The organism is Micromonospora okii, from assembly GCF_020884795.1.
Taxonomy (GTDB): Bacteria; Actinomycetota; Actinomycetes; order Mycobacteriales; family Micromonosporaceae; genus Micromonospora; species Micromonospora okii.
Window position 1 is genome coordinate 137,435 of sequence record NZ_BBZF01000018.1, and the last position, 22,128, is coordinate 159,562.

Below are 22,128 nucleotides of genomic sequence, written 5' to 3' on the forward strand. Positions count from 1 at the left end.
ACTACCCGGCCGCCCGGACGACGTCAGCCGGGCCGGCGAGGGCCGGCTGACGTCACCCGAGTCCGGCCGGATGCGGGCGTGCGGTCAGATGCGGCGCAGGACGGCCACGACCCGGCCCATGATGGTCGCGTCGTCGCCCGGGATCGGGTCGAAGGCCGGGTTCTGCGGCATCAGCCAGACGTGGCCGTCGCGCCGGCGGTAGGTCTTCACGGTCGCCTCGCCGTCGAGCATCGCCGCGACGATGTCCCCGGCCTCGGCGGTCGGCTGCTGCCGGACCACCACCCAGTCTCCGTCGCAGATCGCGGCGTCGAGCATCGAGTCGCCCTTGACCTGGAGCATGAAGACCTCGCCCTCGCCCACCAGCTCGCGGGGGAGGGGGAAGACATCCTCCACCGCCTGCTCGGCCAGGATCGGGCCGCCGGCGGCGATCCGGCCCAGCATCGGCACGTAGGCCGGGGCGGGGCGCTGCGAGCGGGACGCCTCGTCGTCGAGCGTGTCGTTGGGGGCGCGGACGTCCACGGCGCGCGGCCGGTTGGGGTCGCGGCGCAGGAAGCCCTTCTTCTCCAGCTCCTTGAGCTGGTAGGCGACGCTGGACGGGGAGACCAGGCCCACGGCCTCACCGATCTCCCGCACGCTCGGCGGGTACCCGTGCCGCTCGACCCAGGTGCGGATGAACTCCAGGATGCGGCGCTGCCGGGCGGTCAGGTCGACGGTGGCCGGTTCGGGGAAGCTGCTGACCACGGGGGTGACCGGGCGCACGGCGGGCTGCCCGGCCCGGCTGCGCGCGGCGCGGGGGCGCCGGGTGGCCGGCGGACCCGCCTCGGCGATCTGCTGCGGGTTCTTCGGCCGGCTGGCCCGGTCGTCGGTCACGTCCGTCCTCCCTGGTCGGCGCTGGGTGCCTCGGCGGCTCGTGGTGTGGATGGGGGTGTGGCCACCGATCCGACGCGACCCGCCGGGCTCGGTTGTTCTTGACCGTATAGGTGGGATCAGTCATTTTCAAACATCTGTACGACCTTCGTCGGCGTGTCGGAGCCGAAAAGCGGGAAATCCGAACGCCTGTTCTGATAAATGGTACGCCGTGGTCGAACACCCGTTCGACTGTCGTTCCTTTCGGTGGGTCAGGGGTGTGCCCCGTGTCCGCCCGGGCCGTGCCGCGTTGCACACTCGGCGGGGCGGGGGAGATGCGGCGGGGGCGTGATTCTGGCGACTCGCCGGAGGTGCCGGCCAACTTGACCTCGGTCCGTGGGGCGAATACGGTCGACCCCTAGATGTAGTAGTCACACGGGCGTAAGTCGCCTACAGGTTGGGTTCGACTACCGACCGCACTCCCGTCGCCGCATCCCGGTGGCGGCCCCTGCGCGGGGCCGGCGCCGTGGTTCCGCGCGTCCGGGGGTGTGTCGGTGTGCCCGCCGTCGATGAGGAGGTCAGGCGATGCGGTGCCCGTACTGCCGGCACGCCGACTCGCGGGTCGTCGACTCCCGCGAGGCCGACGACGGCCAGTTGATCCGCCGGCGGCGGTCCTGCCCGGAGTGCGGCAAGCGGTTCACCACCCACGAGGAGGCGGTGCTCGCGGTGGTCAAGCGCAGCGGGGTCACCGAGCCGTTCAGCCGCATCAAGATCATCGGCGGGGTGCGCAAGGCGTGCCAGGGCCGGCCGGTCGACGAGGACTCGATCGCCCTGCTCGCCCAGAAGGTCGAGGAGACCGTCCGGGCCAAGGGCGCCGCCGAGATCCCCAGCCACGACGTGGGGCTGGCGATCCTCGGGCCGCTGCGGGACCTGGACGAGGTGGCGTACCTCCGCTTCGCCAGCGTCTACCGCTCGTTCGACTCGCTGGCCGACTTCGAGCGCGAGATCGAGACGCTGCGGGCCGCCGCCCGCGCCCGTGCGGGTGCCGCCGGGGCGGACGGCGACGCCGGGGCCGCGGCGGGGGCCGCGGGCCGTACCAATTGATTTTTGCTGGTTTCTGACAGTTGGACGCGCGGCGGGTGACCGCGCAGACGAGGGGGCGGATGAGATGGCGGGGGACGGCGTGACAGCCAGCCGGTCGCGGACCAAGGCCGGGGCGGGGCTGAAGATCGAGCGGGTGTGGACGACCGACGGGGTCCACCCGTACGACGAGGTGGCGTGGGAGCGCCGCGACGTCGTGATGACGAACTGGCGGGACGGCTCGATCAACTTCGAGCAGCGCGGGGTGGAGTTCCCCGAGTCCTGGAGCGTCAACGCGGCCAACATCGTGACCACCAAGTACTTCCGGGGCGCGGTGGGCACCCCGGAGCGGGAGTGGTCGCTCCGGCAGCTCATCGACCGGGTGGTCAGCACCTACCGCGCCGCCGGCGAGCAGCACGGCTACTTCGCCACCCCCGCCGACGCCGAGGTCTTCGCCCACGAGCTGACCTGGATGCTGCTGCACCAGGTGTTCAGCTTCAACTCGCCGGTCTGGTTCAACGTCGGCACGCCCTCGCCCCAGCAGGTCAGCGCGTGCCTGCCGTACGACTCGCTGGTCAGCACCCCCGGCGGCCTCGTGCCGATCGGCAAGCTGGTTGCCGACGACGCCGTCGGCACCAAGGTGTACGACGGCACGGGGCTGACCCGGATCGTCGCCGTCAAGGCCAACGGGGTGCGCGAGGTCCTCCGGCTGCACACCAAGGCGGGCTACCAGCTCGACGTCACGCCAGACCACGTGGTGTGGCGCAGCACGGGCCACGGCACGGGCGAGTGGGTGGAGGCCGGCACCCTGAAGACCGGCGACAGGCTCGAGTGGCACCGCACGTATGCCTACGGCGAAGCCGAAATCGATCTGCGGGAGATCCGCGAGGCGGCACTCGCGGGCTGGTTGCAGTCGGACGGCTTCGTGGGCCAGTACGACGAGGGCACCAACCGGTCGCTGACCGTCGAGGCGATGACTGTCAACGACGACGAGCTGGACTGGGTTCGCGGCACCCTCGACGAGGTCTTCCCGGGCGCGCACCGGCACGAGCGTGCCGTGGAGACGCAGAGCGACGAGCTGGACTGCCGGCGTACCCGCCTCTACGGCGAGCACCTGCGCCCGTTCGTGGAGAAGTGGGACCTGCTGACGCGCGGCGTCGAGATGGAGGTGCCGCAGCGGCTCCTCACCGCCCCGCTGCCGGTCGTCGCGGCGTACCTGCGCAGCATTTTCCAGGCCGAGGGGTACGTCTCGGCGCGTGAGCGCTCGACGCTCGTCGCGGTGGACATGATCTCCGAGAAGCTGATCCGCGGCGTGCAGAGCCTGCTGCTGCGGTTTGGGATCTTCTCCCGGGTCGGGTACAAGGCCGACCCGCGCCCGAACCGCAAGGGTTGCTGGTCGGTGCGGATCCAGAACGACGGCGACCGGGACCTCTTCGCCACCCACATCGGGTTCATCGGCGCGGAGAAGATGGCCAAGCTCGAGGCGAGCTTCGCCAAGGCGGGCCGATCGGCCGCCGACGTCAAGCGGCTGGAGATCGACCGCATCGAGCCGCTGGGCGCGATGGAGGTTTACGACATCCAGACCGAGAGCGGCGAGTTCCTGGCCGGCAACCTGCGGGTGCACAACTGTTTCATCCTCTCCGTGGATGACTCCATGGACTCGATCCTCGACTGGTACAAGGAGGAGGGGCTGATCTTCAAGGGCGGCTCCGGCTCCGGGGTCAACCTGTCCCGCATCCGCTCCTCCAGGGAGCTGCTCTCCTCCGGCGGCACCGCCTCCGGCCCGGTCAGCTTCATGCGCGGCGCCGACGCGAGCGCGGGGACCATAAAGTCCGGCGGCGCCACCCGGCGCGCGGCCAAGATGGTCATCCTCGACGTCGACCACCCGGACATCGAGGAGTTCGTGATCACCAAGGCGCGCGAGGAGGACAAGATCCGCGCGCTGCGGGACGCCGGCTTCGACATGGACCTCGGCGGCAACGACATCGTCAGCGTGCAGTACCAGAACGCCAACAACTCCGTCCGGGTCTCCGACGAGTTCATGACCGCCGTGGAGAACGGCGGCGGCTTCGACCTGCGCGGCCGGCTCGACGGGCAGACCATCGAGACCATCGACGCCAAGAAGCTGTTCCGCACGATCTCCCAGGCCGCCTGGGAGTGCGCCGACCCCGGCCTCCAGTACGACGACACCATCAACGACTGGCACACCTGCCCGGAGACCGGGCGGATCACCGCGTCGAACCCGTGCTCGGAGTACCTGCACCTGGACAACTCCTCGTGCAACCTGGCCTCGCTCAACCTGATGAAGTTCCTCCGCGCCGACGGCGGCTTCGAGGTGGAGAAGTTCGTCCGCTCCGTCGAGCTGGTCATCACCGCGATGGACATCTCGATCTGCTTCGCCGACTTCCCGACCGAGCGGATCGGCGAGACCACCCGCGCCTACCGGCAGCTCGGCATCGGGTACGCCAACCTGGGCGCGCTGCTGATGGCCTCCGGCCTGCCGTACGACTCGGAGCAGGGGCGCTCGGTCGCCGCCGCGATCACCTCGCTGATGACCGGCACGGCGTACCGCCGCTCGGCCGAGCTGGCCGGCGTCGTCGGCCCCTACGACGGCTACGCCCGCAACGCCGAGCCGCACAAGCGGGTCATGCGCAAGCACGCCGCCGCCAACGACGCGATCAAGCCGGCCGGCACCGTCGCCACCGCCATCCAGCGCGAGGCGACGAAGCAGTGGACCCAGGGCAACAAGGTCGGCGACCGGTTCGGCTGGCGCAACTCGCAGGCCAGCGTGCTCGCCCCGACCGGCACCATCGGCCTGATGATGGACTGCGACACCACCGGCGTCGAGCCGGACCTGGCGCTGGTCAAGTTCAAGAAGCTGGTCGGCGGCGGCTCCATGCAGATCGTCAACCAGACCGTCCCGCGCGCCCTGCGCAGCCTCGGCTACCCCGAGGAGCAGGTCGAGGCGATCGTCGAGCACATCGCCGACCACGGCCACGTCGTCGACGCCCCCGGCCTCAAGCCGGAGCACTACCCGGTCTTCGACTGCGCCATGGGCGAGCGGTCCATCGCCCCGATGGGCCACGTGCGGATGATGGCGGCCGTCCAGCCGTTCATCTCCGGCGCGATCTCCAAGACGGTCAACATGCCGGAGCAGGCGACCGTCGAGGACGTCGAGAAGATCTACTTCGAGGGCTGGAAGCTCGGCCTCAAGGCCCTGGCGATCTACCGGGACAACTGCAAGGTCGGTCAGCCCCTGTCGGTCGCCAAGCCGAACAAGGCCGTCGCGACCACCGTCGCCCCCGCCGAGACGGCCGCCGTCGCGCCGGTGGTGGAGAAGGTCGTCGAGTACCGCCCGGTGCGCAAGCGGCTGCCGAAGAAGCGCCCGTCGCAGACGATCTCCTTCTCGGTCGGCGGCGCGGAGGGGTACCTCACCGCCTCGTCGTACCCCGACGACGGCCTCGGCGAGGTCTTCCTCAAGATGTCGAAGCAGGGCTCGACCCTGGCCGGCGTGATGGACGCCTTCTCGGTGGCCATCTCCATCGGTCTCCAGTACGGCGTCCCGCTGGAGACGTACGTCAGCAAGTTCACCAACATGCGCTTCGAGCCGGCCGGCATGACCGACGACTCGGACCTGAGGATGGCCGCCTCGGTGATGGACTACATCTTCCGTCGCCTGGCGCTGGACTTCCTGCCGTACGAGCGCCGCGCCGAGCTGGGCATCTTCACCGCCAAGGAGCGGGCCGCCCAGCTCGCGGCCGAGGCGGAGGCGGAGGCCAGCGGTGCGGACCTCACCGCGATGGCCTCCTCCGCCCCGGTCGAGGCGCCGGAGACGAAGACCGGCCCGGTCGCCCAGCCGGCGCAGGAGGTCGCCGACGTCGCCGCCGCCAAGCCCGCGCCGTCGGTGGGCTCCAGCACCGAACTGCTGGAGGCCGTGATCGGCAAGGCCGCCGACGCGCCGCTCTGCTTCACCTGCGGCACGAAGATGCGCCCGGCCGGTAGCTGCTACGTCTGCGAGGGCTGCGGCTCGACCAGCGGCTGTAGCTGAGGGATGCGGCGGTCGAGCCCCGGGCGCTGACGCGCCCGGGGCTCGACCTGCCGGAAAGGAAGGGCACCTTGTTAACGCCTGCGGTAGAGAAGGGAACCCCTCTCACACCCGAGGCGTGACTACCCTGTCCCGATGAGCCGCACCCCGACGGACGACCAGGAGACGACGACCGCCGGCCGCTACGCCGAGTTCGCCGCCCGGGAGGCGCGTGACGTCTCTCCCACGTACGAGCGCCTGGCCCTGGCGGTCTCCCGCGACCGCGAGGTGCTCGCGCTGCTCGCCGCGCTCCCGCCCGCCGATCGGCAGCCGAACCTGCTGTTCGGGGTCGTCCGGTTCCTCGGCGGCCCGGTCGAGGACCCGGCCGCGTTCCGCGACTTCGTCCTGGCGCGCTGGGCCGCCGTCGCGGCGGAGCTGCGCGCCCGGGCCACCCAGACCAACGAGGCCGGGCGGTGCGCCGTGCTGCTGCCGGTGCTCGCCGCGCTGCCGCAGCCGCTCGCGCTGCTGGAGGTCGGGGCGTCCGCCGGGCTCTGCCTCTACCCCGACCGGTACGCCTACCGTTACGGCGACCGGCAGGTCGGCGCGGGCGGGCCGGTCCTCGACTGCGCGCTCACCGGAATCGCCCCGCCGGCCCGCCGGCCCGAGGTCGTGTGGCGGGCCGGCCTGGACCTGAACCCCCTCGACGTGACCGACCCCGCCGACATGGCCTGGCTCGACGCCCTCGTCTGGCCGGAGCACACCGCACGCCGCGCCCGGCTGCGCGCCGCCGCGTCGGTCGCCGCCGCCGAACCCCCGCTGCTCGTCCGCGGCGACCTGGTGGACGACCTGCCGGCCCTGGCCGCGCGGGCGCCGGCCGGCGCGACGCTGGTGGTGTTCCACACCTCCGTGCTCTACCTGGTGCCGCCGCCACGCCGGGCGGCGTTCGCCGAGGTGATACGCAACCTGCCCGGACACTGGATCGCGAACGAGGCCCCGGACGTGCTGCGGCACGACGGCCTGCCCGCCCCGCCGGACGGCGCGCACCACAACGTGCTCGCGTTGGACGGCGTGCCGTTGGCGTGGACTCGTCCGCACGGGCAGGCGCTCACCTGGTTCGCGTGACGTCCTGCGCGTGGCGCCGGGCTGCACGGCCGCCGCCGGCTGTTCGATGGGCCAGGCAGGACCGACTCCTGTACGACCCCGTGTTCCAGGACCGCTACGGCAGCGCCCGTCCCGAGGCCGCCAGCCGGTCGGCGAGCGCGATGACACGGCCGCGGAGCTCGTCCGGGCGTTCGATGACGAACGGCAGGTCGAGCGCGGCGAGCACGGCGGGCAACCAGTCGAGACTCTCGGCCCGGATCTCCACGGACTGCCAGCCTTCGTCCTCGCCCTCTCGCACCTCGGCGACGCTGGCCGGCAGTCGTGTGCGGATCTGCTCGAGTGTTCCCTGTATCCGCAGCGTCACCGCATGCCGGTACGGCACCCGGGCCATCGACGCGAGAAGGCGTTCGGCGGGATCGTCTCCGGCGGTGGCCGGCGGCGCGACCGGCGTGGTGGTGACCCAGGGCACCGACACGCTGGAGGAGACCGCGTTCCTGGCCGACCTGGTCTGGCCGCACCCGGAGCCGCTGGTCCTCACCGGCGCGATGCGCAACCCCACCCTGGCCGGCGCGGACGGCCCGGCGAACCTGCTCGCGGCGGCCCGGGTGGCCGCCGCGCCGGCCGCCCGGGGCCTGGGCGCGCTGGTCGCGTTCCACGACGAGGTGCACGCCGCCCGGTGGGCCCGCAAGACGCACAGCACCAACACCGCCGCGTTCGTCTCCCCGAACGCCGGGCCGCTCGGGCACGTCGTGGAGGGCGAGGTGCGGGTGCTGACCCGGCCGCAGCGGCTGCCCCCGGTGACCGGGGTGGACCGGGGCCGGCTCGACACGGTCCGGGTGGCCCTGCTCACGGTCACCCTCGACGAGGACGCCGACCACCTCGCCCACCTGTTCCGGGGCCGGGACGCGGTGGTCGTCGCCGGGTTCGGCGTCGGGCACGTCCCGTCCGCGCTCGCCCCGGTGCTCGGGGAGCTGGCGGAGCGGGTGCCGGTGGTGCTCACCTCGCGGACCGGCGCGGGGTCGGTGCTGCGGCACACGTACGGGGCGGTGGGGTCGGAGACCGACCTCCAGCGACGTGGGCTCATCAACGGTGGGCTGCTCGACCCGTACAAGGCGAAGGTGCTGCTCCGGCTGCTGCTCGCGGCGGGCGCGGACCGGGCGGGGATCGCCGCCGCGTTCGCCCGGCACGGCTGACCCGGCGCACTCCCGCCGCCCCGGGCCGTCCCACCGCGCGCTCCCGCGCCCTCGCGCCACGCCCGCCCCGGGGCGACTTGTTAGGAAGGGGCCCTTCCTATGCAGAAAGCGTTAACAAGGTGCCCTTCCTTACCCCGGGGTGTCAGTGGGCGGCGACGAAGACCCGGGAGGCGACCTCGCGGGGGAGCTGGATGCGGTCGCCGGAGCGGTCGATGAAGACCTCGCCGCGTTCCTGGGCGACGGTCACGGTCGCGCCCGGGTCGACCCCGGCGGCGCGCAACTGCCGCAGCACGCCCGCGTCGGTCTGCACGCTCTCGCAGATCCGCCGGACCACCACCGGGCCGGAGAGCCCGGGGAAGGCCAGGTTGCGCTCGCCCTCGCTGCCGTCGGTCTCCGTCCCGGCGGTGCCCAGGTCCGCCAGGCCGGGGATCGGGTTGCCGTACGGGGACCGGGACGGCCGGTTGAGCAGCTCGTAGACCCGCTTCTCCACCGCGTCGCTCATCACGTGCTCCCAGCGGCAGGCCTCCTCGTGGGCCTCCTCGTAGGGCATCCCGATGACGTTGACCAGCAGCAGCTCGGCGAGCCGGTGCTTGCGCATCACGGAGACGGCGGCGGCACGCCCCTGCGGGGTCAGTGCCAGGTGCCGGCCGCCCTCGACGGTGAGCAGCCCGTCGCGCTCCATCCGGGCGACGGTCTGGCTGACGGTGGGGCCGCTCTGGCTCAGCCGCTCCGCGATGCGGGCGCGCAGCGGCGGCACCCCCTCCTCCTCCAGCTCGAGGATGGTGCGCAGGTACATCTCGGTCGTATCTACAAGATCGTGTTTCATCCGATCTGCCACCTCTCTCCGGTGGTGATCGAACTAACGGTCGTCTCGACCAGGTCATTCACGTCAGGGACCTCCCGGAAGTCGATGGTACCCCGGCCGACGCCCACCGCCGACCGCCGAAACGCGAGGTCGCCGCCCTGATGGTGTTGACTGGTCGCCATGTCCGATGCCGAGAATCCGCTGGTCGAGGCCGACCGGCTCGCCGCCGAGCTGCGCTCCGCCGCCCCGCCCACCCTGCTCGACGTGCGCTGGCGGCTCGCCGGCCCGCCCGGCCGCGACGACTACGCCGCCGGCCACCTGCCGGGCGCCGTCTTCGTCGACCTGGACGCCGAGCTGTGCGGGCCGCCCGGCGCCGCCGGCCGCCACCCCCTGCCCGACCCCGACGCCCTCCAGGCCGCGCTGCGGGCCGCCGGAGTGCGCGCCGGTCACCCCGTCGTCGTGTACGACGGCGGCGACGGGATGGCCGCCGCCCGCGCCTGGTGGACGCTGCGCTGGGCCGGTCACCGGCCGGTCCGCCTGCTGCACGGCGGCTTCCCGGCCTGGGTGGCCGCCGGCCTGCCCGTCTCCACGGACCCGCCCGCGCCGACGCCCGGCGACGTGACGGTCCGGCCCGGGGGGCTGCCGGTGCTCGACGCCGGCTCGGCAGCCGCGCTGGCCGCCGCCGGGGACGGGGTGCTGCTCGACGTGCGGGCCGCCGCGCGCTACCGGGGCGAGAACGAGCCGGTCGACCCGGTCGCCGGGCACGTGCCGGGCGCCGTCAACCTCCCCGCCGCCGGGTACGTCGGCCCGGACGGCCGCTTCCCGTCCGCCGCCGCCCTGCGCGAACGGTTCGCCGCCGCCGGGGTCGCCGACGCCGCGCCGGTCGGGGCGTACTGCGGGTCGGGGGTGACCGCGGCGCAGGCCGTGCTCGCCCTGCACCTGGCCGGCCGCCCGGACGCCGCCCTCTACGTCGGATCGTGGAGCGGGTGGGTGGCCGACCCGTCCCGCCCGGTCGCCACCGGCGGCTGACCGGCCGGGATCGGCCGCCGGGCAGCGCGTGCGCTGGGCGGGTCGCGGCGCGCGTGCGACGATGACGCCATGTCCGAGGACACGGTGGTGGTGTGGGACGAGGCCCTGCTCGCGTACGACATGGGCGATCATCCGCTCGACCCGGTGCGGGTGGAGCTGACCGTCGCGCTCGCCCGCGAGCTGGGCGTGCTCGACCGGCCCGGGGTGCGGCTGGTGCGGCCCGAGCCCGCCGACGAGGCCCTGCTGACCCGGGTCCACGACCTGCGCTACCTGGACGCGGTGCGGGTCGCCCCCCGCGACCCGCTCTTCGCCGGGCACGGGCTCGGCACCGCGGACAACCCGGTCTTCGACGGGATGCACGAGTCCAGCGCCCTGGTCGCCGGGGCCACCGTGGCCGCCGCCGAGGCCGTGTGGCGGGGCGAGGCCCGGCGGGCGGTCAACGTGGCCGGCGGCCTGCACCACGCCATGCCGGCCCGGGCCGCCGGCTTCTGCGTCTACAACGACCCGGCGGTGGCCATCGCCCGGCTGCTCGACCTGGGCGCGCGCCGCATCGCGTACGTGGACGTGGATGTGCACCACGGCGACGGCGTGCAGCAGGTCTTCTACGACGACCCCCGGGTGCTCACGGTCAGCCTGCACGAGACCCCGCTCGCGCTCTTCCCCGGCACCGGCTTCCCCGACGAGACCGGGGGGCCGGGCGCGGAGGGCGCCGCCGTGAACGTCGCGCTGCCGCCCGGCACCGACGACGCCGGCTGGCAGCGCGCGTTCCACGCGGTCGTGCCGTCGGTGCTGCGCGTGTTCCGGCCGGAGATCCTCGTCACCCAGTGCGGCGCGGACGGGCACCGGCTGGACCCCCTCGCCGACCTGCACCTGAGCGTCGACGGGCAGCGCGCCACCTACCTCGCCCTGCGGGCGCTCGCCGACGAGCTGTGCGAGGGCCGCTGGGTGGCCACCGGCGGCGGCGGGTACGCCCTCGTCGAGGTCGTGCCCCGGGCGTGGACCCACCTGCTCGCGGCGGCCACCGGGGCCCCGCTCGACCCGGCGACGCCCACCCCGCCGGGCTGGCGGGCGCTGGCCGCCGCGCGCCGCCCCGGCCGGGAGGTGCCGCTGCGGATGACCGACGACGTCGACCCGGCGTACCGGCCGTGGCAGCCGACGGGCGAGCCGAACTCCGTGGACCGGGCGGTGGCGGCCACCCGCAAGTCGGTGTTCCCGCTGCTCGGGCTCGACCCGCACGACCCGCGCGACTGAGCCGGCACGCCGGGGGAGGGGAGCCGGAGGCGTGACCACAGTCGACCAGCCGGTGGACGTGCTGCTCAGCGACGGGACGACCGTCGCGCTGCGACCGATCCGACCGGACGACGGGCCGGGGATCGTGGCGATGCACTCCCGATTCTCCGAGCGCACCCGCTACCTGCGCTACTTCTCGCCGTACCCGCGCATCCCGGAGCGGGACCTGCGCCGGTTCGTCCACGTGGACCACCGCGACCGGGAGGCGTTCGTGGTGCTGGCCGGGGAGCGGATCGTCGCCGTCGGCCGGTACGAGCGGCTCGGCCCCGAGGCCCCGGAGGCCGAGGTGGCCTTCGTCGTGGAGGACGCCTACCAGGGGCGGGGGATCGGCTCGGTGCTGCTGGAGCACCTGGCCGACGCCGCCGCGCGGGCCGGGATCGTGCACTTCGTCGCCGAGGTGCTCCCGGCCAACGGGGCGATGCTGCGGGTCTTCGCCGACTTCGGCTACCAGGTCCAGCGCCAGTACGCCGACGGCGTGGTGCACCTGAGCTTCCCGATCGCCCCGACGGAGGCGACCCTCGAGGTGCAGCGCGGCCGGGAGCACCGCACCGAGGCCCGCTCGATCGCCCGGCTGCTCGCCCCCCGGGGCGTCGCCGTCTACGGGGCGAGCGCCACCGGGCAGGGCGTCGGCGCGGCGCTGCTCGGCCACCTGCGCGACGCCGGGTTCACCGGCGCGGTGGTGCCCGTGCACCCGAGCGCGGCGACGGTGGCCGGGCTGCCCGCGTACCCCTCGGCGGTCGAGGCCGGCCACGCGATCGACCTGGCGGTGGTCGCGGTGCCCCCGGAGGCGGCCGGCGCGGTGGTGGCCGACGCGGCGGCGGCCGGCGCGCACGGCCTGGTGGTGATCTCGGCCGGCTTCGCCGAGGCCGGCGCGGCGGGCGCGGCGGCGCAGCGGGCCCTGGTCCGGGCCGCGCACGCCGCCGGCATGCGGGTGGTCGGCCCGAACTGCCTCGGGGTGGCCAACACCGACGAGACGGTACGCCTCAACGCCACCCTCGCCCCGGCGCTGCCGGCCCCCGGCCGGGTGGGGATCTTCAGCCAGTCCGGCGCGTTCGGGGTGGCGCTGCTGGCCGAGGCGGCCCGGCGCGACCTCGGCCTGTCCAGCTTCGTCTCGGCCGGCAACCGGGCCGACGTCTCCGGCAACGACCTGCTCCAGTACTGGCGGGACGACCCCGGCACCAACGTGATCATGTTGTACCTGGAGACCTTCGGCAACCCCCGCAAGTTCGCCCGGCTGGCCCGGCGGATCGGCCGGGACAAGCCGGTGGTGGCGCTCGCCTCGCCGGCCCGCCCGCCCGGGCTGAACGCCGACGCCCCCGGCCCGGACACGGTCGCGGTCAGCGCCCTGTTCGCCCAGTCCGGGGTGATCCGGGTCGACACCGTCGCCGAGCTGCTCGACGTCGGCGTGCTGCTGGCCCACCAGCCGCTGCCGGCCGGCCGGCGGGTCGGCGTGGTCGGCAACTCCTCGGCGCTGACCGGGCTGGCGGCCACCGCCTGCGCCGCGCAGGGGCTCACGGTGGCCGCCGGGTACCCGTGCGACGTGGGCCCCCGCGCCGGGGCCGCCGACTTCGCCGCGGCCCTGCGCGCGGCCGTCGCCGACGACGGCGTGGACGCCCTCGTCGCGGTGTTCGCCCCGCCGCTGCCCGGTCAGCTCACCGACACCGAGGCCGACTTCGCCGCCGCCCTGCCCGGCGCGCTCGACGCCGGCAAGCCGGTGGTGGCCACGTTCCTCGCCGGCCGCACCCCGGTCGGGGTGCCGGCGTACCCGAGCGTGGAGGAGGCGGTGCGGGCGCTCGGTCGGGCCGCCACGTACGCCGACTGGCGACGCCGCCCCCTCGGGACGCTGCCCGAGCTGCCCCGCATCGACCCCGCCGCCGCCCAGGCCGCGCTGCGGCCCGACGGGGCCGACCCCGCCGGGCTGCTCGGCGCGTACGGCGTCGACGTGGTGCCCTCGGTGGCCGCGCGCTCGGTCGACGAGGCGGTGGCCGCCGCCGGGGCCCTCGGCTACCCGGTGGCGCTGAAGGCCGCCGCCCCCGGGCTGCGGCACCGCGCGGACCTCGGCGCGGTCCGCCTCGACCTGTCCGACGCCGGGGCGGTGCGCCGGGCGTACACGGAGATGTCGCCGGCCTTCGGGGCGGAGGTGCTGGTGCAGGCGATGGTCCCGCCGGGCGTGCCGTGCGTGGTGGAGCTGGTGGAGGATCCGGCGTTCGGGCCGGTGGTGGGCTTCGGCCTCGGCGGCGTCGCCACCGAGCTGCTCGGCGACCGGGCCTGGCGGGCGGTGCCGCTGACCGACTCCGACGCCGCCGAGCTGGTGGACGCGCCCCGGGCCGCGCCGCTGCTGCGGGGGCACCGGGGCGCCGCCCCGGTCGACCGGGCGGCCCTGGCCGACCTGCTGCTGCGGGTCGGCCTGCTCGCCGACGAGCAGCCCCGGGTCCGCTCGCTGACGCTCAACCCGGTGCTGGCCCGCCCGGACGGCATCTCCGTGCTGCACGCGAGCGTCCGCGTCGGCACCGGGGCCGCCCGCCCCGACACGGGCCCCCGCCGCCTGTAAGGAAGGGCCCCCGGTTAACGCTTCCGGTAGAGGAAGGGCCCCCTGTTAACGTCCCGCCCACCCGCGCGGCGGGCCGAGGCGGAACACCCGGCGGGTGGAGCCGAAGGCGGCAGGTCGGGGCCGAACGTCCGGCGGGTCGGGGCCGAACGCCCGGCGGGTCGGGGCCGAATGCCCGGCGGGTCGGAGGGCCGAACGCGGCGAGGGGCCCCGGCGAACCGCCGGGGCCCCTCCTTACGTGTGCCGGCTCAGCAGGCGTACGCCTCCAGCCGCTGCGCCCGCTCCGGGGCGCGCAGCTTCAGCAGCGTCACCTTCTCGATCTGCCGGATCCGCTCCCGGGACAGGCCGAACTCCTTGCCCACCTCGTCCAGGGTGCGCTGCCGGCCGTCGTCCAGGCCGAAGCGGAGCCGGATCACCGCCTGCTCCCGCTGGGACAGCGTGGCCAGCACGATCCGCACCTCGTCGCGCAGCTCACCGTCCGCGGCGGCCTCGCCCGGCCCGGCGGCCGGGTCCACGGCGGCGACGAAGTCCCCGAGGGCGCTCTCGCCGTCCTCGCCGACGGCCTGGTCCAGGCTCACCGGCTCCCGGTCGTACGAGATCAGCTCGATGACCTGGAACTCGGGGACGTCCATGGCGCGGGCGACCTCGGCCACGGTGGGCTCGCGGCCCAGCGTGACGGCCAGCTCGCGGCGGGCCCGGACCATCCGGTTGACCTGCTCGACCACGTGCACCGGGATGCGGATGGTGCGGGCCTGGTCGGCCATCGCCCGGGTGATGGCCTGCCGGATCCACCAGGTGGCGTACGTGGAGAACTTGAAGCCCTTGGTGTAGTCGAACTTCTCGACCGCCCGGATCAGGCCGAGGTTGCCCTCCTGGATCAGGTCGAGGAACGCCATGCCCCGGCCCGTGTACCGCTTGGCGATGCTGACGACGAGGCGCAGGTTCGCCTCGAGCAGGTGCTCCTTGGCCGTACGGCCCTCGGCGACGATGAGCTGGAGGTCGGCGCGCAGCTGCGCCGAGACCGGCGTGCAGGTCGCGAGCTTCTCCTCGGCGAAGAGCCCGGCCTCGATCCGGCGGGACAGCTCCACCTCCTGCTCGGCGGTGAGCAGCTTGGTGCGGCCGATGCCGTTGAGGTACGCCCGCACCAGGTCGGTGGAGATGCCGCGCTCGTCGGTGGCGTCCAGGTCGGTCAGGGTGTCGGCGGCGGCCTCGGCGTCGCTCGTGCCGGCCGGGCCGATCTGGTTCTCGATCATCTGCAGGGCCATCTTCGTCTCTCCCCGTGTCCACGTCGGTGCCGCCTTGCCGGCCCAGTGGCGCCGGTGACACACACTCTGGCAAGCGGAGCGTGAAACGGGAGTGAGGCGATCGGGGAACCGACACCGGATAGGGGTGGTCGGCGCTCCGGCGAGCGGCGCTTGCCGGGCCGGGCTACGGTGCCAGCGGTCGGCCGATCGGGCCGGCGCTGCGGTTGGATTCGGGAGAGAGTGGAGGGTGTCGTGGTCTTCAAGCGGCTCATGCAGGCAATGGGCGTCGGCGGCCCGTCGGTCGAGACGGTGCTGGCCAATCCGAACTGCCGGCCCGGCGGCCAGTTGGAGGGCATCGTCCACGTGGCGGGCGGCGAGCACCCCGTGGACGTCGAGTACGTCGCGCTGGGCCTGGTCACCCGGGTCGAGGTGGAGAGCGGCGACAACGAGTACGACACCACGCAGGAGTTCCACCGCCGCCAGGTCACCGGCGCGTTCCGGCTGGAGCCGGGGCAGCGGTACGACGTGCCGTTCCGCCTCGACGTGCCCTGGGAGACCCCGCTGACCGTCCTGTACGGCCAGCACCTGCACGGGATGACGATGGGGCTGCGCACCGAGCTGGAGGTGGCCCGGGCCGTCGACAAGGGAGACCTCGACGCGGTGGCGGTGCACGCCCTGCCCGCGCAGGAGCGGCTGCTGGAGGCGCTGCTGCGACTGGGCTTCCGGTTCGCCCGCGCCGACGTCGAGCGGGGCCACATCTACGGGGTACGCCAGCACCTGCCGTTCTACCAGGAGATCGAGTTCTACCCGGCCCCCCAGTACGCGAACGCGATCAACCAGCTCGAGGTCACCTTCGTCACCGACCCGCAGCAGGTCCAGGTGGTGCTGGAGATCGACAAGCGGGGCGGCCTGTTCACCGAGGGCCGTGACGCCTTCGGCCGCTTCACCATCGACCACGCCACCGCCCAGAACACGGACTGGGCCGCCCAGCTCGACGGCTGGCTGCGGCAGTCCCTCCAGCGCCGGGGCCTCTTCTTCTAGGGGCGGAGGCCGTCAGAGGTCGAGCAGGATCGTGCGTGGGCCGACGTTGACGCTCTCCACCAGCATGTGGGCGCGGAAGCGGCCCGTGGCGACCGACGCGCCGCGCTCGCGCAGCGCGTCGACGACCGCGGTGACCAGGGGCTCCGCGGTCTCCGCCGGGGCGGCGGCGGTCCAGCTCGGCCGCCGGCCCCGGCGGGCGTCGCCGTAGAGGGTGAACTGGCTGACCACGAGGATGCCCGCGCCGGTGTCGGCGGCGCTGCGCTCGTCGTCCAGGATGCGCAGCTCGTGGACCTTGCGGGCCATCGTCCGCGCGACCTGCGGCGTGTCCGTGTGGGTCACGCCGAGCAGCACCAGCAGCCCGTCGTCGACCGCGCCGACCACCTCCCCGTCGACCGTGACGCTCGCGCGTCCGACCGTCTGCACCACCGCCCGCATCAGGCCGTCACCGGCTCGACGATCCCCCGCTCCACGAGGTGCGCCACGATCGGGCCGGCGGCCTCGGTCAGCTCCTCCGGGGCCACGTCGTGCGCGGCGGCGAGCAGGGCGAGCTGGTCGCGCAGCGGCAGCCGGCCGTCCGCCCCGCCGACCAGGGCCAGCACCAGCGGGTCGATCTCCTCGGTCCAGCGCAGCCCGCGCGGCATGGCGAGGACCTGCCGGTCCACCGCCCAGCCCTCCTCGCCCATGGTGGCCTCCTGCCGTAGCTGGAGGCCCTCGGCGGCCCGGTAGCGCTCGGCGAGCAGCCCCTCGGTGTCCCGGGCCCGCAGCCAGTCCTGGCGGTCGAACCAGGCGGCGACCCGGTCGCCCATCGGCGGCTCCACCCGCTGCCGCAGGTCCTCCACCCGCACCACCGGGTCGGCGTGTCCGGCGTTGCGCAGCGAGACGATGCCGAACCCGACCGCCTCCACCTTGTGCGCGTCGAACCAGTCCAGCCAGGCGGCCATCCGGTGCGGGTCGGCCGCCTCGCCGACGTCGGTGAGCCACAGGTTGACGTACGCCATCGGGTCGGCGACCTCCCGCTGGACCACCCAGGCGTCCAGGCCGGTGCCGGCGAACCAGCCGGCCACCCGCTCGCCCCACTCCTCCCCGGCGACGTGCACCCAGTTCGCGAGGTACTGCATGGTGCCGCCGGGGGTGAGCAGGCCCGGGGCGGCGGCGGCCAACTCCGCGCCGATCGCGTCGCCGACCCGGCCGGAGTCCCGGTAGACGTGGGTGGTGGTGCCGGGGCCGACCACGAACGGCGGGTTGCTGACCACCAGGTCGAACCGGCGGCCGGCGACCGGGGCGACCATGTCCCCCCGGAGCAGCTCCCAGTCCTGGCCGTTGAGCGCGGCGGTGGTGGCGGCGAAGCGCAGGGCCCGCTCGGAGACGTCGGTGGCGGTGACCCGGCGGGCGTGGGTGGAAAGGTGCAGCGCCTGCACGCCGGAACCGGTGCCCAGGTCGAGCGCGGTCTCCACCGGCCGGCGGACGGCCGCGCCGATCAGCGTCTGGGTGGCCCCGCCGATGCCGAGCACGTGCTCGGCGTGCAGCGGCCGACCCGGTCGGGAGCTGACCGGCAGGTCGGCGAGCACCCACCAGTCGTCCCCGTACGGCTCCAGGTCGACGCCGGCGCGCAGGCCGTCGCCGTGCCGTTCGACGAGCCCGCCGGCCAGCGCCTCGTCCACGGTCAGCGGGGCCAGCGCGGCGGCCACCGCGGCCTCCGGCTCGGTCTGGTCGCAGACGAACACCCGGATCAGCGTGCCGAGCGGGTCGCGGTCGGCGGTGGCGCGCAGGGCGGCCCGGAAGTCGTTGCGGGCCACCCCACCCGTGGCCTGCGGGCCGAGCCGGGCGGCGATGCCGTTCGAGGTGTACGCGGCGCGGGACAGCGCCGTCCGGAGCGCCTCGACGCCGGCGGGGGAGAGCAGCATGTCGTGTTCGTCCACGTCACCATCCTGCCCTCCCCACCCCGACGGGTCTCCCACCACCCGGGCTTTCCCGTGCCCGTCCTCGACGGCGGAACCGGGGAGCGCGGCGGTTCGTTGAGCCAGCAGGCGAGGCGGCGGCGACGGGTGGGTGATGGCGGACGGGCGGGGCACGGAGCTGCTGCGGGGGGAGGTCAGCTCGCCCCGGGCCACCTTCCTGGAGCTCTTCTTCGACCTGGTCTTCGTCTTCGCGCTGACCCGGGTGTCCCAGCGGGTCATCGACGACGTGGCGGCCCCCGGCGACGACCTGCTCCGCGAGGTCGCCCAGACCGTGCTGCTCTTCCTCGCCCTCTGGCTCGTCTGGTTGCTCACCGCCTGGGTGACCAGCCGGTACGAGCCGGAGAGCTGGGTGATCCAGTTCGTCGTGGTGGCGTCGATGTTCGGCAGCATGGTGATGGCCGTGGCGCTGCCCCGGGCCTTCGCGGAGCGGGCGCTGACGTTCACGTGCGCGTACGTGGCGATCCAGGTCGGCCGGCCGCTCCTGCTCACCGTCGTGCTGGGGCGGCACTCCCGCCGGGGCGTGACGGCGCGGATCGCGGCCTGGGCGGCGCTCGGCGGGGTGTTCTGGCTGGCCGGCGCCCTGACGTCGGAGCCGACGCTCCGCGCGGTGCTCTGGACGGTGGCGTTGGCCTGGGAGTACGCCGGGCTGGCGCTCGGCTGGCCGGTGCCGCGTCACGGCCTGTCCCGGACGTCGGGCTGGGGGGCGATGGGCGAGCACCTGATCGAGCGCTACCAGCAGTTCTTCCTGATCGCCCTCGGGGAGAACATCCTGGTGATCGGGCTCACCCTCAGCGGCAGCGACTTCTCGTCCGCGAGATTCGGCGCCTTCGCCCTGTCGTTCCTCGTCACGGCGCTGCTCTGGCGGATCTACTTCCACCGGGCCGGGCGGTTGCTGGCCGAGACGATGCGGGTGGCCCGGTCGCCGGGGCTGCTGGGCGAGTCGGCGAGCTGGACCCATCTGGTGATCGTGGCGGGCCTGCTGATCACCGCCGTCGGGTACGAGTTGGTGATCAACCACCCGTTCGGCCGTACGGAACCGGTGTGGTCGGCCTTCGTCATGGGCGGCCCCGCGCTGTTCCTGGCCGCGCGGGCGCGCTTCGAGTACGAGGTCTTCGGCCGGGTCTCGGCCTCCCGCGTGGTCGGGGTGCTGCTGCTGATCGCGCTGGTCCCGCTGGCACCGCGGCTGCCGCCGACGGGGGCGCTGGGCACGGCCGCCGCGATCCTGGCGGGGGTCGCCGCGAGCGACGCGCTGCGCAGCCGGGGACGGCCGGTGGAGCGGCCGGCGTCGCCGCTGTAGGGGCACGCCCCGGGCGGGGGAGGCGCCGTGGGGGCCGATTTTCGCCGATCATCGGCCCGGAGTGACAGGATGGACCCAATCCCTGTTGGAGGTCGTGGTGAAGCGTCAGGCGTACCAACCGATCCTGATCACCGACGCCCCGCGCAGCCAGGAGGACCAGCTCACCAGCCGGCAGCGCCGCTACGTCCTGATGATGGGCATCCGGATGGCGTGCCTGGTCGGCGGCGCGATCCTGGTCGGCGTGCGGGCACCCATGCTCTGGCTCTGGCTGCCGCTGTGCGCGATCGGGATGGTGCTCATCCCGTGGCTGGCGGTGCTGCTGGCCAACGACCGGCCGCCGAAGGACGAACACCGGCTGGCCCACCGGTTCCGCTCCCGCAACCGCGACGAGGCCCCGCCGATGAGCCTGACCGCCGAGGAACGACCCCACCGGGTCATCGACGCCGACTCCTGACCGGGCCGGGGCGCGCCGAGCGGCACGACCCGGCCCGGGACTCGTCAGCCCGCCGGCCGGGCGCCGACCGTGGAGACGGCCAGCGCGCCGAGGTCGCCGGCCCGCTCCAGCGCCGCCCGGGGGGCGGCTCCGGCCAGCCAGGCCGACAGCAGCCCGGCCGCGAAGGCGTCCCCCGCCCCGGTGACGTCGGCCACCGCCGCCCGCCGCGCCGGGGCCACGCCGACCGACGTGGTCCGGTCCGCCCAGACCGCCCCCGCCGCGCCCCGCTTGACCACGACCCGGCGCGCCGTCGCCGACAGCGCCCGGGCCTGCGCCGCCGGGTCCAGCCCGCCGGCCAGCACGGCCGCCTCGTCCGCGTTGACCAGGAGCAGGTCGACGTCGCGTACCCAGGCCAGGAACGTCGCCGCGCCGACCCGCCGCAGCGGCTCCGTAGACGCCGCGTCGACGCTGGTGGTGAGCCCGCGCTCGCGCGCCACGGCCAGCGCGCGCAGCCCGGCGCCGCGCGAGGCGGCGTCCAGCAGGGGGTACGCGGACAGGTGCAGGTGCCCCGCGTCGGGCGCGGCGGCCAGGGCCGCCTCGACGTGCCGGGCGTCCAGCCGCAGGTTCGCGCCCCGCTCGGTCACCATCGTGCGCTCCCCGTCGCCGGTGAGCACGACGACCGTGCCGGTGACGGCCCCGCTGACCCGCTCGACCGCGCAGTCGACGCCGGCCCGCTCCAGTTCGGCGACGCGCTCCCGCCCCGCGTCGTCGTCGCCGACCGCGGCCACCAGGGTCACCGGGACGCCCTGGGCGGCGAGCCAGGCGGCGGTGTTGGCCGCCTGCCCGCCCCCGGCGACCCGGATGCTGGCCGGGGTGTCCGAGCCGGGGGCGAGCGGCGCGCCGAGCACCGCCACCACGTCGGTGACCAGGTCGCCGACGACGACGACCCGGCGCGGACCGGTCATGCCACGGCGGCGGCGCGGGCCGCCGTGGCGACCGCGATCCGGGCGGCGAGGTCGGCGTTGCGCAGGATGATCCGCACGTTCACCGCGAGGCTGGCACCGGAGGTCGCGGAGTGGAAGTGGGCCAGCAGGTACGGCGTCACGGCCTTGCCGGTCACGCCGTTCCGCTCCAGCAGGGCGAGGCCCTCGGCGAGCGTCCGGTCGTGCAGGGCCGGGTCGAGCTGCTCGTCGACCGGGAGGGGATTGGCCACGATCAGCCCGCCGCCGTGCGCGCCGTGGGCGTCCCGGGCGGCCAGCACGCCGGCGACCTGCTCGGGCGAGTCGACCGACCAGTCCAGGTCGAAGCCGGCGTCGGTGAGGTAGAAGCCCGGGAAGCGCCGGGTGCGGTAGCCGACGACGGTGACGCCCAGGGTCTCCATCCGCTCCAGGGTGGCCCCGACGTCGAGGATCGACTTGACCCCGGCGCAGACCACCGCGATCGGGGTGCGGGCCAGGGTGACCAGGTCGGCGGACTCGTCGAAGGTCGTCGCGGCCTCCCGGTGCACCCCGCCGAGCCCGCCGGTGGCGAAGACCCGGATGCCCGCGGCGGCGGCCACCGCGCTGGTGGCGGCGACCGTGGTGGCCCCGTCCGCGCCGGTCGCCGCCGCCACCGCGAGGTCGCGCACCGAGAGCTTGCTCACGCCGTCGGCGGTGGCGAGCCGGGTCAGCTCGGCGTCGTCGAGCCCCGCCACGAGGCGGCCACCGATCATGCCGATGGTCGCCGGGACCGCCCCGGCGTCGCGGACGGCCTGCTCGATCTCGCGGGCCACCCGCAGGTTGTCCGGCCGGGGCAGGCCGTGCGAGACGATGGTGCTCTCCAGGGCGACGACCGGGCGGCGGTCGCGCAGGGCGGCGGCCACCTCGGCGCCGAGTTGGATACGAAAGTTGTTCACGCCCGCAACGGTACGTTTCTTCCCCGGGGCGGCCTGCGGTGGACCTGTCTTCGGCGACCTGCCAAACTTGGACGGTTGGAGGTGGAGAAGTGAGCACTGAGGTTCTCGAGCGCCCGGAGTTGAAGGACGCCGACACCGGTCCCGAGATGTTCCACTACGTCCGTAAGGACAAGATCGCCGAGAGTGCCGTGATGGGCACCTTCGTGGTCGCGCTGTGCGGGGAGACCTTCCCGGTGACGAAGGCCGCCAAGCCCGGCTCGCCGGTCTGCCCGAAGTGCAAGGAGATCTACGACTCCTGGCGCGAGTGACCGTGGGCGGTTGGGACTGCCGCCCACGTAACCTTCG

General features: G+C 74.5%; 17 protein-coding genes and 4 pseudogenes. 13 read left to right on the forward strand and 8 right to left on the reverse strand.

What is annotated here, in order from left to right:
• Window positions 1–84 precede the first annotated feature (84 nt).
• A complete protein-coding gene (gene lexA / locus LPU43_RS15935; protein ID WP_229401219.1) occupies window positions 85–870 on the reverse strand; it encodes a transcriptional repressor LexA in 786 nt (261 codons plus the stop codon).
• A gap of 561 nt (window positions 871–1,431) precedes the next feature.
• On the opposite strand from lexA, the gene nrdR reads away from it, so the two are divergent.
• From nrdR to LPU43_RS15950, 5 genes and pseudogenes are all read left to right on the forward strand, one after another.
• Window positions 1,432–1,950 carry a transcriptional regulator NrdR gene (nrdR, locus tag LPU43_RS15940; protein WP_229401220.1) on the forward strand — a complete coding sequence of 173 codons (519 nt, stop codon included), beginning with the start codon at window positions 1,432–1,434 and terminating at the stop codon, window positions 1,948–1,950.
• A gap of 64 nt (window positions 1,951–2,014) precedes the next feature.
• A pseudogene (locus LPU43_RS28775) lies at window positions 2,015–2,482 on the forward strand (vitamin B12-dependent ribonucleotide reductase); the annotation flags it as partial.
• Window positions 2,483–3,364: pseudogene (locus LPU43_RS28780) on the forward strand (LAGLIDADG family homing endonuclease); the annotation flags it as partial. It lies immediately after the preceding pseudogene.
• A 177-nt stretch (window positions 3,365–3,541) separates the two neighbouring features.
• Window positions 3,542–5,974 (forward strand): annotated as a pseudogene (locus LPU43_RS28785) (vitamin B12-dependent ribonucleotide reductase); the annotation flags it as partial.
• A gap of 132 nt (window positions 5,975–6,106) precedes the next feature.
• The gene (locus tag LPU43_RS15950; RefSeq protein ID WP_229401222.1) at window positions 6,107–7,072 is read left to right on the forward strand and encodes a DUF2332 domain-containing protein; all 966 of its coding nucleotides are present in this window, start codon (window positions 6,107–6,109) and stop codon (window positions 7,070–7,072) included.
• A gap of 94 nt (window positions 7,073–7,166) precedes the next feature.
• Here the strand turns inward: LPU43_RS15950 and LPU43_RS15955 are convergent, their stop codons facing one another.
• Window positions 7,167–7,442, reverse strand: a complete 276-nt coding sequence (locus tag LPU43_RS15955; RefSeq protein ID WP_229401398.1) for a WCX domain-containing protein — start codon at window positions 7,440–7,442, stop codon at window positions 7,167–7,169.
• A 43-nt stretch (window positions 7,443–7,485) separates the two neighbouring features.
• Here LPU43_RS15955 and LPU43_RS15960 point away from each other — a divergent pair.
• Window positions 7,486–8,244, forward strand: a pseudogene (locus LPU43_RS15960) (asparaginase domain-containing protein); the annotation flags it as partial.
• A 142-nt stretch (window positions 8,245–8,386) separates the two neighbouring features.
• On the opposite strand, the gene LPU43_RS15965 reads toward LPU43_RS15960, so the two are convergent.
• On the reverse strand, window positions 8,387–9,070 hold the full coding sequence (locus LPU43_RS15965; protein ID WP_229401223.1) for an iron-dependent transcriptional repressor DtxR: 684 nt from the start codon (window positions 9,068–9,070) through the stop codon (window positions 8,387–8,389).
• A 159-nt stretch (window positions 9,071–9,229) separates the two neighbouring features.
• On the opposite strand from LPU43_RS15965, the gene LPU43_RS15970 reads away from it, so the two are divergent.
• The 3 genes from LPU43_RS15970 to LPU43_RS15980 all read left to right on the forward strand — a co-directional run bounded on the left by LPU43_RS15970 (window position 9,230) and on the right by LPU43_RS15980 (window position 13,919).
• Complete coding sequence (locus LPU43_RS15970; RefSeq protein ID WP_229401224.1) at window positions 9,230–10,078, forward strand: sulfurtransferase; 849 nt, start codon at window positions 9,230–9,232, stop codon at window positions 10,076–10,078.
• Between the two features lie 69 nt (window positions 10,079–10,147).
• Window positions 10,148–11,329, forward strand: a complete 1,182-nt coding sequence (locus tag LPU43_RS15975) for an acetoin utilization protein AcuC (RefSeq protein WP_229401225.1) — start codon at window positions 10,148–10,150, stop codon at window positions 11,327–11,329.
• Window positions 11,330–11,360: 31 nt separating this feature from the next.
• Window positions 11,361–13,919 (forward strand): bifunctional acetate--CoA ligase family protein/GNAT family N-acetyltransferase, encoded by a 2,559-nt coding sequence (locus LPU43_RS15980; RefSeq protein WP_229401226.1) that lies wholly within the window; start codon window positions 11,361–11,363, stop codon window positions 13,917–13,919.
• A 245-nt stretch (window positions 13,920–14,164) separates the two neighbouring features.
• Here the strand turns inward: LPU43_RS15980 and sigB are convergent, their stop codons facing one another.
• Window positions 14,165–15,181: an RNA polymerase sigma factor SigB gene (gene sigB, locus LPU43_RS15985; RefSeq protein WP_373321723.1), complete on the reverse strand. Its 1,017-nt coding sequence runs from the start codon at window positions 15,179–15,181 to the stop codon at window positions 14,165–14,167.
• A 231-nt stretch (window positions 15,182–15,412) separates the two neighbouring features.
• Between sigB and LPU43_RS15990 the strand changes: the two genes are divergently transcribed.
• The gene (locus LPU43_RS15990; RefSeq protein ID WP_229401227.1) at window positions 15,413–16,201 is read left to right on the forward strand and encodes a sporulation protein; all 789 of its coding nucleotides are present in this window, start codon (window positions 15,413–15,415) and stop codon (window positions 16,199–16,201) included.
• A gap of 12 nt (window positions 16,202–16,213) precedes the next feature.
• On the opposite strand, the gene dtd is transcribed toward LPU43_RS15990, so the two are convergent.
• Both dtd and LPU43_RS16000 read right to left on the reverse strand, forming a co-directional pair.
• Window positions 16,214–16,636 carry a D-aminoacyl-tRNA deacylase gene (dtd, locus tag LPU43_RS15995; protein ID WP_229401228.1) on the reverse strand — a complete coding sequence of 141 codons (423 nt, stop codon included), beginning with the start codon at window positions 16,634–16,636 and terminating at the stop codon, window positions 16,214–16,216.
• Window positions 16,636–18,120 carry a DUF7782 domain-containing protein gene (locus LPU43_RS16000; RefSeq protein ID WP_229401229.1) on the reverse strand — a complete coding sequence of 495 codons (1,485 nt, stop codon included), beginning with the start codon at window positions 18,118–18,120 and terminating at the stop codon, window positions 16,636–16,638. The genes dtd and LPU43_RS16000 overlap by 1 nt, the downstream gene beginning before the upstream one ends.
• Before the next feature lie 133 nt (window positions 18,121–18,253).
• Between LPU43_RS16000 and LPU43_RS16005 the strand changes: the two genes are divergently transcribed.
• Together LPU43_RS16005 and LPU43_RS16010 are read left to right on the forward strand one after the other, a co-directional pair.
• Entirely contained in the window at window positions 18,254–19,456 is a 1,203-nt protein-coding gene (locus LPU43_RS16005; RefSeq protein ID WP_229401230.1) for a low temperature requirement protein A, read from the forward strand.
• Window positions 19,457–19,553: 97 nt separating this feature from the next.
• Window positions 19,554–19,910 (forward strand): DUF3099 domain-containing protein, encoded by a 357-nt coding sequence (locus LPU43_RS16010; protein WP_229401231.1) that lies wholly within the window; start codon window positions 19,554–19,556, stop codon window positions 19,908–19,910.
• Window positions 19,911–19,954: 44 nt separating this feature from the next.
• Here LPU43_RS16010 and LPU43_RS16015 read toward each other — a convergent pair whose 3' ends face one another.
• A complete protein-coding gene (locus tag LPU43_RS16015) occupies window positions 19,955–20,854 on the reverse strand; it encodes a carbohydrate kinase family protein (protein ID WP_229401232.1) in 900 nt (299 codons plus the stop codon).
• Window positions 20,851–21,783: a pseudouridine-5'-phosphate glycosidase gene (locus tag LPU43_RS16020; protein WP_229401233.1), complete on the reverse strand. Its 933-nt coding sequence runs from the start codon at window positions 21,781–21,783 to the stop codon at window positions 20,851–20,853. The genes LPU43_RS16015 and LPU43_RS16020 overlap by 4 nt, the downstream gene beginning before the upstream one ends.
• An 89-nt stretch (window positions 21,784–21,872) precedes the next feature.
• On the opposite strand from LPU43_RS16020, the gene LPU43_RS16025 reads away from it, so the two are divergent.
• Window positions 21,873–22,091, forward strand: a complete 219-nt coding sequence (locus tag LPU43_RS16025; protein ID WP_229401234.1) for a DUF3039 domain-containing protein — start codon at window positions 21,873–21,875, stop codon at window positions 22,089–22,091.
• Window positions 22,092–22,128 lie beyond the last annotated feature (37 nt).